The sequence below is a fragment of the uncultured Campylobacter sp. genome (assembly GCF_905371695.1).
Classification (GTDB): Bacteria; Campylobacterota; Campylobacteria; order Campylobacterales; family Campylobacteraceae; genus Campylobacter_A.
On record NZ_CAJPMA010000042.1, the window covers coordinates 1 to 13,925 of the forward strand.

Here is a 13,925-nt window from a genome sequence, read left to right on the forward strand (position 1 = left end):
CTTATCAAAGCTCGAAATTTACGAGCGCGGGCAGCATAGTGGGCGCTACTAGCAACGGAAAATTCGATATTACGATAAATGGACAGACTTATTCTATAAACGTCAAACAATCAAGCACCTATCAGGACATCGTCGATCAGATCAATGAAAAAACCGGCGGAAATTTAGAAGCTCGCATCATAAACGTCGGCGGCTCTACCAACCCTTATCAAATCGTGCTTCAATCAAAAGAAACGGGCGCGCAAAACGCTATAAGCATATCAAACGATACGGCGGGCGTGTTAGATAAGCTCGGCTGGGATAGCGCCAATATCGCTAGCAATAAGCTCTTAACGGCGCAAGACGCGGTATTTACCTATAACGGCGTTAGTGCTACGAGAACGAAAAATACTTTTAACGATTTAAGACCGGGAATTTCAATCACGCTAAACGAAACCGGCAAAACCACCGCGACCGTAACGCAAGATACCGCAGGTATCGCAGACGCGCTAAAAGAATTCGTAAAAGATTATAATCTAATGACTACGAATTTAAGCAAAGCTACCGACTACGACGAAAAAACGGGCGAGAGCGGATCGTTTCAAAGTTACAGCGAGATTATTTCGATGAGATCGACGCTGGCTCGCATGCTAACGGCGCAAGACGAAAAAGGCAGGAATATTACGCAGTTCGGTATCAAAATAGACGAAAAAGGTCAGTTAAGTTTCGATGAGAAAGGGCTAAACAAAGCGCTTGCGGCGGATGCGGAAAACGTGAAGGACTTTTTTATGGGTTCTACCGTACAAAAACCTATCCGATACCTCGGCGCTAGCGCAACTGCGGGCGCTTTAAATATCGGTACCGGCGATCTAAATATAAACGGCACGTCGGTAAAATTTAATACGGCGGCAGGCTCTACGGCGGCCCAAAACGCGACTGCGCTAATGAGCGCGATAAATAACGCCGAAATCAGCGGAGTAAAAGCTAGCCTAAATAGCGACGGAACCGGCGTGGTACTAACAAGATCCGACGGCGGCGACATAAACGTCGGCGGTAACGCGAGCGCGCTATCTCAATTAGGTCTAACCAAAAGTGTCGTAAAAGCAAACCCTACGACCACGCAAGGAGTCTTTTCTAAACTGCATACTAAGCTAGTAAGCTACGTGGGCGACGGCAGAAACATAGAAGGACTTATGAATACTATGGCCAAAAGCCTAAAAACCGAAGGCGAAAATTTAAATAAAGAAAAGACCGCGACACAGACGCTAATAGACGATAAATATACGCAAATGAAAGAGCGATTTATCCAATACGATACGATAATAGCCAAACTAAACAGTCAGTTTTCTACGCTAAAATCGATGATCGACGCAGAAATGAATAGCAAAAAATAGGGTAAATATGACTAATGCGGCATACAGCGCTTACGCGCAATCTAGTTTCGGGGGCATAGAGTCCCCGACTAAACTAATCGAAATGCTATACGACGGAATTTTACGCTTTATCTTCCGCACGAAAAAAGCGATAGAGGCGGGCAACGTAGAAAAAAAAGTGCTTTATATCAATAAAGCAAACGCGATTTTCGTCGAGCTTTTAAATTCGCTCGATTATTCACAAGGCGACGTAGCTCACTATCTAAGCGGGCTATACGCCAGGCAGATGCAGCTTCTAGTGCTTGCGAATTTAAACAACGACGTAAACGCGCTAAATGAAATAACTAACGTCGTTAAACAACTCTCCGAAGCGTGGCGCGAGGTAACTAATGAGCAATAAATGGCTAAACGAGTTTAAAATAGCCGTAGCAAATGCCGACGCGGACGCGATAGAAAAGGCAATAAGAGAATTCGACGAAGCGAATTTTAGTGGACTTGAAGAGCTAAACGAGGCCGCCGCTTTAAATTCGCAAGCGGAAGAAATTTTAAAGGCCAAACAAAACGGCGTCAAAGAGCAGATGTTTAAACTTCAAAACATTAAAAAATACGTACAAAATTAAGCGGCACGGCGGTAAGCCGAGTTCTGTCGCGAGCGATCATTTATCTAGCCTTGCATTTACATACAAGTTCAAGCGAAGGGTCAAAATATAAGACTAAAACCACCCCTTCTTGCTGCGAGTTGGGTTTATATGCCAGCGCCTATTACTAGGCGCTTCGGTGGGCTCTTACCCCGCCGTTTCACCTTTACCGCCTAAGCGGAAGTCTGCTTTCTGTTACACTTTCCCTTGGGTTACCCCAGCCATCCGTTAGATGGAACTCCGTCTTATTGCAGCTCGGACTTTCCTCCCTTTCGGGCGATCGCTTGCCGTGCCGAAGCGCAATTATAGCGATTTTGGCTTAAATTTCAGACTTTTTATAGTTTGCGCGAATTTTATCTGCGAGCGCTAAAATTTCGGCGACGAGTTTTACTAACGGCGTCGCGCATTAGTCGGGAATGCTAGCTAATTTAACTAACGCGCCGCAAACGCGTTTTACGCTACAAACCGCACCTAGGTCCTTAATTTCTCATCTAGCGTAACCCCGCCTACCGCTCGCTAACTTAAATTTCGTCTCTCTCGCCGCCACAACCGATAAACCCGTCGCTAGTTTGCAAGAGCTGTTTCCGCCTTTAAAATCGCTGAGCGAATTTTCCCGTTCGCGCCCTCCTCTCCTCTAATTTGTGCGCGAATTCCCGTCCGCTTACCTGCTCTCCCGCATCGTATAGACGCCGCCTTCGTTCGTTACGTCAAATTTTTGCTTTGCTATCTCGTCAAAACTCTTACCGTTTACTTTTACCTTGCCGGGCGTAGCGCTTTTATCGCCTATATTCATCTTAAATTTGCCTCCTGCTAAAAGCAGCTTTACGCGGATGCCGTTTTTAGGCGAATATTTACCGTCTTTTTTATCAAAAAGCGCGCTAAAAGGCAGGCCGTGCGCCGTCTCGCCGGGGCCTAGCAACCTAAAATCGCCAGCAAACGCGCAAACGGCCGCAAGCGTAAAAATCAAAATTTTCTTCATCGCTCATCCTCGTTTAAATTTTATGCTATGCAAAACTCCGCGCCGCACTTTGCGACCCGCGCCGTAAAAGGCTTTAAGCCTCGATAAATTCGTCGTTATTTATCGCGCGCAAGTCGCAAACATCGCCGAATTTTGCCATAATCTCGCGCGTAGCCTCCGTAAAAGGCTCGCAGCCAAAGTGCGGCACGACGCAAAAATCAACCAAATTTAACCCCCTAAAATCGCTCATTTTTGCGCTATTTTCATCCATCAGCGTAGCATATTTCGTATCCGGAGCCGCTGCGATCGCTCCCGCCGACTCGCCGACGTAAATTTTACCCGCTTTGACCGCGTTTTTTATAGCTTGGGCGGCGCGCGATTTTCGTAGCTCGTTAAGCAGATAAAACGTATTTCCGCCGCTAACGTAAATGACGTCGCACCGACTAATAGCGGCAAAAATTTCATCGCCATAAAAGGATTCGTCCTGCTCCGATACTAGCGCCGCCGAATTCTGGGCGCAAGAGACGTCGAGGCGTATTAGCTTCGCGCCTAATTTTTCTAAAATCTCCGCCGCTTCGCCGACGTAGAAATTTACCTCTTCAAATTTCGCCGCGGTATCTATAAAAACGACGTTTTTACCGCTAAAATTTACCCGTTCGTTAATCCTAGCCGCAACCTGCGAAAAGTAAGAGCAAAGAAAAATATTCGCCATTTTTAATCCTTTTAAAATACAAATTCGCAAATCCATTATATCCAAACTTGCCTAAAAACGCTCGTATTTCGCGTCGCCCGCGTCTTACTCTATGGTTAAATTTAGCGGATTTAAGATACTGGTTTGGGCGTGAAAATTGCGATAAATTAGACTCAAATTTAAGCTTAAAAACGACTCAGACCAGACAGAGGTGAGAGGGCGGACTAGCCGTCCGCCACCAAAGCCTGTCCGCAGGCGATGTATAGCAAAAAGGGTAAGCCGCCGCCCTACTCAAATATATTTTTGTGCAAGATTTCTTCTAACACCACCGTCGCATAGCTGCCTTTTTGCAGCGTGAAATTTATCGTAAAATGCGCTTTTTCCTCGTTGTATTTGTAACCGACATCCTCTAGATAACACCACGCAAAGCGCCTAGATCCCGTCATTTTAGCTTTATATTCGTTTGCCTGCGCGAAAATTTGATCCTCTACTACCTTCGCCGCGCCCTGCGCCTCATACGCCTTCGCGCCTGCGATCAGCCCGCAGCTAGTGATATCTCTAGCGTCAAAGCGCGCGCCCTCCGCGTCCAAATCCTCGCATAAAAAGCACTTACCGTGCGGGTAGTGACCCAAAACTTCGCCCTCTATCAGCTTAAAAAATCTCTTTTGCGATTTTAAATTTTTCAAATTTTCGCCGCCCAGATACGGGTAAATTTGAGCTAGCTCAGCGAGGCTAAAATCCTGCGCAAATCTCGAAATTTCCACGCGCTTGCTAAGCCAGCGGTTAAAAAGATCACTTTGATATGCCGAGATCAAAAAGTCGTTTAACTTTGGATTTTTGCTCTTTTTGCCGTTTACGGTGCCTGTTTTTAGCAACTCCAGCCCGCTTTGCGCGTTGTCGCCGTATTTACCGAAACGCTGATAACCAAAGTAGTTAGCATATCCTGCCTCGCCCACGTTTCGCACGGCTTGTTCCAGCTTAGCCGCTTCGCTAGACATCACTTTTTTTAGGCGGATGAAAAAGCTGTTGCCTTTTAGGTGCCCGATTCGAAGCTTATTATCATGCGCGGCGAGGCTTAAAATTTTCATCTTATCGTGGCTAAAATTTGCTAGCATAGCCTCAAATTTACGCGGCATCGAGATAAATTGCGTCGTCATACCTTGCTTGTCTTTTAGGCCCGCGTAGCCAAAATCTCGCATCTTTACGCCGCTTATTTCGCTTAGCGCTTGCAAGGCTTCTTGCGTCGTCATATCTTTTTTGCAAATTTCAACGATGAGGTGTTCGCCCTGCCCGCTAAATGCGTAAAGCGGGATCTCGCGCACGACAAAATCGTCCGAATTTTTACTAAAATACGCGTTGATGGGCGCATGAGTGAGCGCGTAAAGAGGCTTAAAAATGGTGGTTTCTTGCATTGCTTTTAAATTTTCCTTTCGTGATTTTGGCAAAAATCGTGATTTTCGTGCGGGTTTTGCGTGCTAGGCTTAAAATTTTAGCGCGGTTTTTCGGACTAAACGTAAATAAAATCTCGTATTCCTCGCCGCTATTTAGCTCGCGTTTGCTTAGCCGCTTGATAAATTTAGCCCCGCAACGACTCTGCGCGCAAAGCTTGGCTAGATCGGTGCAAAGCCCGTCTGAGACGTCCATGGCGGCGTTTATCTTATCCGCTGCGGCGTAGAAAAATTTATCTTTTAAAATAGGCCTTTTAAAGCGCGAATTTGACGCGACACGCCCGCCGTTTAAAAGCGTTCTAAGCCCTTTTAAACTGCTTCCAAGCTCGCCCGTAAAAGCAACCAGATCGCCCTTTTTTGCTCCGCTTCGCAAGACCGCCTTACCGCAAAGCCGCGAGATAACGGTAACGCTAAGTAAAATTTTATCGCTGCCGATCGTGTCGCCGCCGATGATAGTCACGCCGTACTCGTCGCAAACGTCCGCAAATCCTTTGCGTAGTGCCGAGATCTGCGCCGCACTCGTGTTTTTGGGTAGCCCAAGTCCTAAAAGCGCAAATTTAGGCTCGGCGTTCATCGCGACGGCGTCGGAGAGATTTACGAGCATCGCCTTGCGCGCGATCTCCTCCATACTAAGCCAGCCTGCCAGGAAGTGCGTCCCCTCGCAAAAAAGGTCCTTGCTATACACCCACCGGCCGCGCTCATGCGCCACGACAGCGCCGTCGTCGCCGATGAATTTGTTACTAAATTGCTCGATTATAAATTTTTCCTTATCCATCGCCGCCATTATATAAATTTCTGTCTAAATTTAAAGCAAAAAACGTTAAAATCACGCGTATAAGGAATGCAAATGCTTGAAGTTAAAATTTTTAGATTTAACGCGAAAACCGATGTTTTAGCGTATTATAAGCCGTATCTTTTCGAAAATTTTTCGTTTGCTACGCTTAAAGATTTACTAGCGGCGGTTAAAAAAAACGATCCCTATTTTGATTTTGAAGGCGTCGGTTACATTAAAATTAACCGCGTCGTAACTGCGTTAAATACGGACTTTGCGGCGATTTTAGAGCGTTTTGGCGAGCGGTTTGAAATTTCGCCGTTAGATACGCGCCGCGCGAAAAAGGATTTAATATCTGGCGACGACGATTTTTGGGCGAAATTCGAGCCGTTTGCGAAATTCGGCGCGAGGGCTCGCGAAATTTACGCCGAGCTCGCGCCCTATTTTTACGCCGATTTCGTACGCGAATACGAACCTAATTTCGTAGGCGTTTCGGCGATTATGCTGGCAAAAGAGCTGTGCGAGGAATATTCAGCTAGGAAGGCTCAAATTTTAGAGCTTATTTTAGAGCCTAAAAACGGCGTTTTCATAGCGCAAAATTTGGACGCTTTTATATTTGACGGCGAAATTTTAAGCGCAAAAGCTGCGTCCGATGCGTTAGCCTGGGCGAGACGAAATTTAAGCACGAAAGCCGTAAACGCGCCAGTTTTAACAAAAGAGAGCGAGCTAAATTTGACCGCATTAAAACAGGATTTTAGCGGGTTTAAGATCGCCTTTCACGCCGAAATTCCGCAAATTTTCGCTCCGTTAAAGGCTAAAATTTTTACGCTTTGTTCGCATCTTCCTTGCGGGTTTGAAATTTTAGGCGTAAACCGCGAGCTCGCCGTAAAATTCGCAAGCGAAATTTTATTTGACGCCTACGATAGCGGAGCGGATTTCTTATGCGCGAAAGACGAGCGGGAATTTTATATGTTTGATACTCTCTCGCGCGAATGCGAGAAGGCGGCTGGGCGCGAGACCGGCGGATTTTACGTGCTTCGCGCTAGCGAGCTAGCCGCGCTTGCGGGCGGAGAAATACCGCAAACGCTAGATAGCCATAAATTAAAAGTCGCTCTTATCACGCCTACGCCGAATATAGTCGTTTCGTCCGAGTAAAATTTACGAAATAGACCCAATAAATACCGGCGCATCAAAGGTGGATGCGCGAATTTAACGGGATAAAAACGAGAGTTTGGAATATCGCTTTTTTTGAGCAACGACCTACCGCGCTTTTTAGTAGTTAGCGCTTCTTTTGTGCAAAACGCCGGTAAATTAGCAAAAATGTAAATCCGCCCCAAAAAGCGATTTTGCGCGCGAGCGCAAATCTCTCTTGCACTAAACCGAAAGGTTGTACGGCTCCTGCGGATATGAGCACGACTTTAGTAGCGCATGGACAGTGCAAGCGGCAAATGCGTATCGCGTTTGATGCTTTATTAACGCGAAAGCGTTTTACTAACAGATGACAATAAAAGTCGGCAAGAATAAGAAGCTAAAAACTAAAAATAAGCAAAATTTTATATAAAATACATCATAAAATTTTATGTATTTCTATCTTTTCTTAAAATTTTAAAAAGGTTGCGCAAAACGCCGAAAAACGAAAATTTTAGCCTAATTCTATCGCGATTTTCAAGGTAATAAGCCCGTAAATCAAAGACTAACATCGTAATTAACGACGGAAACATATATAAATTTATCACGATTAGCACTATGCGATACGATACCGTATCCTTTAAAATCGCGTTTAAATCAAGGGCGTTTTCGACGCTTACGTAATAAACGCCGATAACCATAAAAAGCGAGATTATGCGTAAAATTTTAGAGACGATTTCGTTGCCCGGTTTTGCGATATTTTGACTAACCGCAAGCGATAAAAATAGCCAGCACCCCGTCCAAATAGCCGCCAAAAATATACTAAAAATAAGGCTTACGTTCTCGTAATGTAGCATAATCATCACCGCAAAAATCGGCGAGCAAATTAGGCTGATTACGAACCAAAATAGCGAATAAAACGCCATAATAGCAAAAAACGCGTAAATACTAACGGTCGCGGCGACTAGCATCCACTCTATAAAAAAGTAAAACGCGATACCGTAAATCGCGACGCTTACGACGAACGCAAGATAAAAAAGAGAATAATACCGCTGCAAAACGGCGTTTGCCTTTGAATTTAACTTCTCAAAAAACGCTAACAAAATTTTTCCTATTCTTAAAATAAACGTAGACGCCGACCGGCTTGCCTTAAAATTTACGCGCAAATTTTCGCCGAATTCCCGCCGCCAGACGAGTAAAATCTATCCGAAAATCTCAAATTTGCTAAATAGCTCGGGTTCGTCTTTTACTATGCCGCGCTTAACGAGATCAGCCACGACATCGCGGTCGCAGTCGGTTTGTAGCGGCCAGCCGCGAGTGTAGCCCTCAGCCTCGCCTTTTGCGGTCGCATCGATGCAGACCGCACCCCCACGCACGTATATATCGCGCAAGGCGTCGATGTTGTTCGTCACGCGCCAAAGCAGCATATACGGATTTTCTAGGCGGTTTTCGGGACCGACGAAAACAAGTAGTTTAAAGTGCTCTTTAAATTTCAAAAGCCCATCAAAAACCTCTTTTACGAGGCGGTTTTTGTCAAATTTGACGACGCAAATCGGAGTTTTGGTATTTGTTTTAAACTGCACAAGCTGCGTTAAATTCGGCTCTATTTCTTTAAATTTGGCTAGCAGCGCGGCGTCGTCTAAAAGCACCGGCGCAGGCGCCGAAAAATCCTGCGTCGCGTCGATACCCAGCTTACCGCCGAAGCACGAGTTTGGACTCGCGTGATCGAGCTGATCGCACACGCCTTCGCTGATTAGCAGAGCATTTTTGCCAAAACGGTTTAAAATATGCTCTGCAAGCGCGTCATAATCACTCAAATCAGGCGCATCCTCGCCGACGAAAACCGCGTGCTTGACAAAACTCATCTGCCCCACGCCCCAAAACGCGTGCATCGCCTGCTTGGCGTGCGCGGGATAAAGGGCATTGATTTTAGCTAAAATGAGGTTGTGAAAGACGCCGTTTTCAGGCATGTTGTAGTCTAGAAGCTCGGGCACCGTCGTGCGCAAAAGCGGCAAGAAAATGCGCTCAGTCGCCCAGCCCATATACTTATCCTCAAGCGGCGGCTTGCCGACTACGGTCGCGTGAAATACCGGCTCACGCTTACTCGTGATCGCCGTAACATCCATCACCGGAAAAGGCCCCACTGGCGTATAAAAGCCGGTGTGATCGCCAAACGGCCCTTCAAGCTCAAATTTATCCGTATCTACAAAGCCCTCGATCACGTAGTCCGCGTCGTGCGGAACGTAAATTTCATTCGTCAGCGACTTTACGAGACGGGCGGGCTCTTTGCGGATAAAGCCGTAAAGCAGCAGCTCAAACACACCCTTTGGTAGCGGCGCTTGAGCGCACCAGATGTAGAGCGGATCGCCGCCTATTGCCACAGAGACGGGCATCTTGCGGCCTACGCGCTTGTATTCGTTAAAGAAATTAGCGCCGTCTTTGTGGATCTGCCAGTGCATGCCGAGGCGATTTTTACCGTAAATTTGCAATCGGTACATGCCGACGTTTTGCAGCTCGCCGTCGGGGCTTTGCGTATAAACCTGCCCCATCGTGATAAAAGCCCCGCCGTCAAGCGGCCATGTTTTTAGCGCGGGAAGCGAGAGCAGATCGACCTCATCGCCCGTAAATTTGACCTGCTGACACTCGCCCTCGCCTTTTAATCTTTTCGTAAAAATTTTTCTCATCTCAAACAAATACGCGGCAAAATTTAGCTTTTCGCCAAAGCTTTTAGGCTTTTTCGGTTTTAAAAGCCGCTCGATCTCGCTCGCGATCTCGTCCGGCTCTCGTCCGAAAATAAGCTCCAAGGCGCGCTTTGAGCCGTAGATATTAGCTAGCACGGGAGCAAATTTGCGTCCAGTTTTTTTGCAGATAGGGTTTGTAAAAAGCAGCGCCTGCGAGTTTTCGCGCTTGACCTCGATGTAGCTTGCGTATGCGATTTCTAGATCGATATCCGCGGGCTCATCGATGACGCACAGTAGGCCGCTATCTTTTAGAAGCTTGATGTAGTCCATATGTAGCCTTTTTGATTTTTGGGCGATTTTAGCCAAAAATAGCTGAAAGAGGCGAAGCGAGGCAAAAAACGGTTATTTATCGCATGCGCCGATAAGATCTACCAGGCTATCGATCGTCTCTCGGCCGTCGCATTTTTTTACAATCTTGCATCGCCTTTGAAATAGTACAAATTCATCACCCTAGCACTAAATTTACGCCCCGTCGCCGTTACACTCCGCGTATAGGCTGTTTATATCGGCATTCTCGTCGTCAGCTTTTTTGAGCTCAATCGGTCTTTGAAAGATTATGTAGTTTGTAGCCCCATTTGCCCTCTACAAGACCGATCATATAGTAGTTGTCTTTGCTATTTTTAGTAGCGGTTACGGCTTTTGCTTTAAAATTTAGCTCAAACACACCCCTATGCCATCTCCTCGGCGCGTTTTAGTAGCTCTTTTGCGCCCTTGCCGATAAATATTCGTCCAAGCTCGGCGCCCACGCTCTTCCACTCGCTTTTTTGCGCGACGATATTTTTACGTATGCTCTCGCTGCCGTCTGGTAGCCCCACGACCGCGCGTATCTCGATCTTGTCGCCGTTTAAATTCGCATTTACGCCGATAGGTACCTGGCAGCCGCCCTCTAGCATCGCGACGAAATCGCGCTCCACAGTCGTCTCTATCACGGCCTTTTCGTCTTTTAAAAACTCTATCAAATTTAAAATTTCAGCGTCCTCTCTAGCCTCGATACCAAGCGCCCCCTGCCCCATCGCAGGCACCATCTGATCTAGCTCAAACGGCACTATATGCGCGACTTCGGAGCGTAAATTTAATCGGTTCACGCCCGCCATCGCTAGTATGATCGCGTCAAATTCGCCCTCTTTTAGCTTGCGCAGGCGGGTTTGGACGTTGCCTCGCAGCGAGATTATCTCAAGATCCGGACGCATCGCTAAAAGCTGCATTTTGCGGCGCAGGCTCGTCGTACCCACGCGCGCGCCCTGGGGCAGATCCTCAAATTTAGCGTATTTTTCGCTTAGCATCGCATCCCTCACGTCCTCGCGCGAGCAGATCGCAGCTAGCACTAGCCCATCTGGAAAGACAACCGGCACGTCTTTTAGGCTATGTACGGCGATGTGCGTTTCGCCGCTTAGCATGCTATCTTCAAGCTCCTTTGTAAAAAGCCCCTTGCCGCCGATTTTAGCTAGCGGCGTATCGAGTATCACGTCGCCTTTGGTTTTCATGCCGGTTAGCTCGACTGCAAGCTCCGGGTAGCGCGATAAAATTTTATCCCTGATATGCTCGCTTTGCCACATAGCCAGCACGCTTTTTCTAGTAGCAATTTTGATCGTTTTCATCTTTTAACCTTTCGTAAGTTACGCCGATTTTTTCGCCCAAAAGCTCGTCGCGCATACTTTTTTTCGTTTTTATATCTATGATTTCGGTCGCGAAAATTTTATCCTCTACAAAAACGAGGTCGCTTTTATTTATCGTTTTATTAAGCGGCTTAAAATTTAGCTCTATGTTTAAAAAATGTGCTTCAAAGCCGTTTTTAAGGGCTAAAATTTTAGTCGTTTTTATAGATTTTACGCTAAATTTAGCATCCTTTTCGTAGGCGCTTTTTATATAATTTCGCGCCGCGCTAAAATTTTGCCCGACTTCCGCGGAGGCGCTCGCGCAAACCAGCGCCGCGCTAACGAACGCTTTTAGTCTCATCGATCGCTTCCACGTCGATTATTTCGCCGTCGCCGTTTGGATAATCTCGCGAATTTCGCGCCGTGCTTTGATAGGTAAAATTTTGCGAATTTTTGATTTTTCGCCCGAAAAGTAGCGCCGCGATTAACGCGATAACGCCTAAAACGTCGGTTAAAATTCCGGGCATCATAAGTAAAAACCCGCAAAGCCCGAGCCCCAGCGTTTCAAATAAATTTTTACCGCCTAACGCTCCAAAAACGCCGCCGCCTCTAAATGACGGCATTCCTGCGCTAAGTATAAAATAAAGCCCGAGCGCGCCGCTAGCGACGACTTCCGCCAGAAACGCTAAAAATCCGTAAGCGCTAATAAACGAATACATCGCCAAAAGCTCGATTATTACGTAAGGCGTAAATAAAATTTTACCCATTCTCAGCCTTTAAAACGCGCGAATTTTAAGAGCGAAATTTTTAACGCTCGCGCGAAATTCGCCTGAAATTTTATGCGTAAATTTTAGGGCGTAAAATTTCATCTAGTTAGCGCCTCTTTTAATTTTTCAAGCGCGCCGCTTGCTAAAATTTCGCTCTTTTTAAGCCCGTCTCGCTCGATAAATTCGACTTTGCCCTCGGCGAGAGCCTTGCCTACCAGCACCGCGTAAGGTAACCCGATTAGCTCAAAGTCCGCCATCTTAACGCCAAATCTCTCGTTCCTATCGTCGAGCAAAACGGAAATTCCCGCCGCGCGGGCGCTTTCGTAAAGCTCTTGCGCAAATTTTACGGCCGCTTCGTCTTTTAAATTCGAAACAATTATCGCCGCGTCAAACGGAGCGCACTGCTTTTTCCAAACGCAGCCGCGCTCGTCGTGGCTGGCCTCGACCATCACGGCGATTAGGCGGCTCACGCCGATACCGTAGCAGCCCATATAAAAAGGCTGCGCCTTACCGTTTTCGTCTAAAAACGTCGCATTCATCGCGCGCGAATACTTTTGTCCGAGCTGAAAAATATGCCCTACTTCGATACCTTTGCTAACGCTTAAATTTCCTCCGCATTTAGGACACGCGTCGCCCGGCTTTGCCGCGACTAGGTCTTTAAAACGATCCTCGTTAAAGCTAGCTACGCTCACGCCTACAAAGTGATAATCCTCCTCGTTTGCGCCGCAAATCATCTGCGTTTCGTCTTTTAGCTCGCTATCGATATAAAATTCTATCTGTTTGCCGAGTCCTACCGGCCCGCAAAATCCCGCGACCAGCCCCGCCGCCGCGACCTCATCGGTGCTAGCGTCGATAAGTTCTAGCGCGCCGCACGCGTTTTGCGCCTTGGTCTCTTGCAGCTCGTCGTCTCCGCGCACGAAAAATACGACTACGCGCTCGCCGTCTGCGAAAATCGCCTTTTTCATCACGGCTTTTATCGTATAAAAAGGATCTACTTTAAAAAACTCCGCTACATCCGCGATCGTTTTCATGCCCGGCGTCTTAAATTTCGCCGCGTCCGCCTCGGGGCGTTCGGCGTTCGTAGTTTTTTTAGCGCGCCTAGCCGCTTCTACGTTAGCGGCGTACTTGCATCGTTCGCAGCAGATTATATCGTCCTCTCCGCTACTAGCTAACACCATAAATTCCTTGCTTCCGCTGCCTCCGATCGCTCCGCTATCGGCTTCTACCGCGCGGAAATTTAGCCCCAGCCGCGTAAAAATACGCGAATAAGTCTCCTCCATAAGGTCGAATTCTCGCTTCAAATCCTCCTCGCTAGCATGGAAGCTATACGCGTCCTTCATCGTAAATTCGCGCCCTCTAAGCAGCCCGAAACGCGGACGCGCCTCGTCGCGAAATTTCGTATTAATCTGATACAAATTTATCGGCAGCTGCTTATAGCTAGTCACCTTACCTCGCACGAGCGCGACGATAGCCTCTTCGTTAGTCGGGCTTATAACGAAGTCGTTGTCCTTGCGGTCTTTAAAGCGCAAAAGCTCCTTGCCGAATACGTCAAATCGCCCGCTCTCTCGCCACAGTTCGGCGCTAGTTACCACGCTTAGGCTCACCTCCTGCGCGCCTGCTTCGTCCATCTCTTCCTTAACGACGGCGGCGATTTTTTGATGCATTATGCGCCCTAGCGGCAGGTAGTTATAAAGCCCCGCGCCTATTTGCTCCACGAATCCGCCGCGTACCAAAAATTTATGACTGGCTAGCGTAGCGTCTTTGGGCGCGTCTTTGAGCGTAGGGGCGTAAAATTTACTAAATTTCATCGTTACTCTCCGAATTTTCTAAATTTT

At 47.1% G+C, this 13,925-nt stretch carries 15 protein-coding genes and 1 other RNA gene; 4 read left to right on the top strand and 12 right to left on the bottom strand.

Translation table 11 applies throughout. The features are described 5' to 3' along the window. The 3 genes from fliD to QZ147_RS05090 all read left to right on the top strand — a co-directional run. Positions 1-1,373: flagellar filament capping protein FliD (gene fliD / locus QZ147_RS05080; RefSeq protein ID WP_295147746.1), on the top strand; the 1,373-nt coding region annotated here is incomplete at its 5' end. Positions 1,374-1,380: 7 nt separating this feature from the next. Then, positions 1,381-1,752 carry a flagellar export chaperone FliS gene (fliS, locus tag QZ147_RS05085; protein WP_295147748.1) on the top strand — a complete coding sequence of 124 codons (372 nt, stop codon included), beginning with the start codon at positions 1,381-1,383 and terminating at the stop codon, positions 1,750-1,752. Further along, the gene (locus tag QZ147_RS05090; protein ID WP_295147750.1) at positions 1,742-1,972 is read left to right on the top strand and encodes a hypothetical protein; all 231 of its coding nucleotides are present in this window, start codon (positions 1,742-1,744) and stop codon (positions 1,970-1,972) included. The genes fliS and QZ147_RS05090 overlap by 11 nt, the downstream gene beginning before the upstream one ends. Here the strand turns inward: QZ147_RS05090 and rnpB are convergent. The 5 genes from rnpB to QZ147_RS05115 all read right to left on the bottom strand — a co-directional run bounded on the left by rnpB (position 1,969) and on the right by QZ147_RS05115 (position 5,862). Continuing rightward, positions 1,969-2,286, bottom strand: an RNA gene (rnpB, locus tag QZ147_RS05095) — RNase P RNA component class A. The genes QZ147_RS05090 and rnpB overlap by 4 nt on opposite strands. Positions 2,287-2,651: 365 nt before the next feature. Continuing rightward, positions 2,652-2,969: a hypothetical protein gene (locus tag QZ147_RS05100; protein ID WP_295147752.1), complete on the bottom strand. Its 318-nt coding sequence runs from the start codon at positions 2,967-2,969 to the stop codon at positions 2,652-2,654. A gap of 73 nt (positions 2,970-3,042) precedes the next feature. Beyond that, entirely contained in the window at positions 3,043-3,660 is a 618-nt protein-coding gene (locus tag QZ147_RS05105; RefSeq protein WP_295147754.1) for a Type 1 glutamine amidotransferase-like domain-containing protein, read from the bottom strand. Positions 3,661-3,926: 266 nt separating this feature from the next. Then, positions 3,927-5,051, bottom strand: coding sequence for a tRNA pseudouridine(13) synthase TruD (gene truD / locus QZ147_RS05110; RefSeq protein ID WP_295147756.1), 1,125 nt, complete (start codon positions 5,049-5,051; stop codon positions 3,927-3,929). After that, entirely contained in the window at positions 5,029-5,862 is an 834-nt protein-coding gene (locus tag QZ147_RS05115) for a thiamine-phosphate kinase (RefSeq protein WP_295147757.1), read from the bottom strand. The genes truD and QZ147_RS05115 overlap by 23 nt, the downstream gene beginning before the upstream one ends. Before the next feature lie 72 nt (positions 5,863-5,934). On the opposite strand from QZ147_RS05115, the gene QZ147_RS05120 reads away from it, so the two are divergent. Continuing rightward, complete coding sequence (locus QZ147_RS05120; protein ID WP_295147758.1) at positions 5,935-7,014, top strand: hypothetical protein; 1,080 nt, start codon at positions 5,935-5,937, stop codon at positions 7,012-7,014. Positions 7,015-7,436: 422 nt separating this feature from the next. On the opposite strand, the gene QZ147_RS05125 is transcribed toward QZ147_RS05120, so the two are convergent. From QZ147_RS05125 to QZ147_RS05155, 7 genes are all read right to left on the bottom strand, one after another. Then, positions 7,437-8,090, bottom strand: a complete 654-nt coding sequence (locus QZ147_RS05125; RefSeq protein ID WP_295147760.1) for a nitrogen fixation protein NifR — start codon at positions 8,088-8,090, stop codon at positions 7,437-7,439. Between the two features lie 99 nt (positions 8,091-8,189). Continuing rightward, positions 8,190-9,998 carry a menaquinone biosynthesis decarboxylase gene (locus QZ147_RS05130; protein WP_295147763.1) on the bottom strand — a complete coding sequence of 603 codons (1,809 nt, stop codon included), beginning with the start codon at positions 9,996-9,998 and terminating at the stop codon, positions 8,190-8,192. Between the two features lie 265 nt (positions 9,999-10,263). After that, positions 10,264-10,392: a hypothetical protein gene (locus tag QZ147_RS05135; protein ID WP_295147765.1), complete on the bottom strand. Its 129-nt coding sequence runs from the start codon at positions 10,390-10,392 to the stop codon at positions 10,264-10,266. A gap of 4 nt (positions 10,393-10,396) precedes the next feature. Continuing rightward, positions 10,397-11,326, bottom strand: coding sequence for a hydroxymethylbilane synthase (gene hemC / locus QZ147_RS05140; RefSeq protein WP_295147767.1), 930 nt, complete (start codon positions 11,324-11,326; stop codon positions 10,397-10,399). Then, on the bottom strand, positions 11,301-11,684 hold the full coding sequence (locus QZ147_RS05145; RefSeq protein ID WP_295147769.1) for a hypothetical protein: 384 nt from the start codon (positions 11,682-11,684) through the stop codon (positions 11,301-11,303). The genes hemC and QZ147_RS05145 overlap by 26 nt, the downstream gene beginning before the upstream one ends. Beyond that, positions 11,662-12,090 carry an FxsA family protein gene (locus QZ147_RS05150; protein WP_295147771.1) on the bottom strand — a complete coding sequence of 143 codons (429 nt, stop codon included), beginning with the start codon at positions 12,088-12,090 and terminating at the stop codon, positions 11,662-11,664. The genes QZ147_RS05145 and QZ147_RS05150 overlap by 23 nt, the downstream gene beginning before the upstream one ends. A 98-nt stretch (positions 12,091-12,188) precedes the next feature. Beyond that, positions 12,189-13,898 carry a proline--tRNA ligase gene (locus QZ147_RS05155; protein ID WP_295147774.1) on the bottom strand — a complete coding sequence of 570 codons (1,710 nt, stop codon included), beginning with the start codon at positions 13,896-13,898 and terminating at the stop codon, positions 12,189-12,191. Positions 13,899-13,925 lie beyond the last annotated feature (27 nt).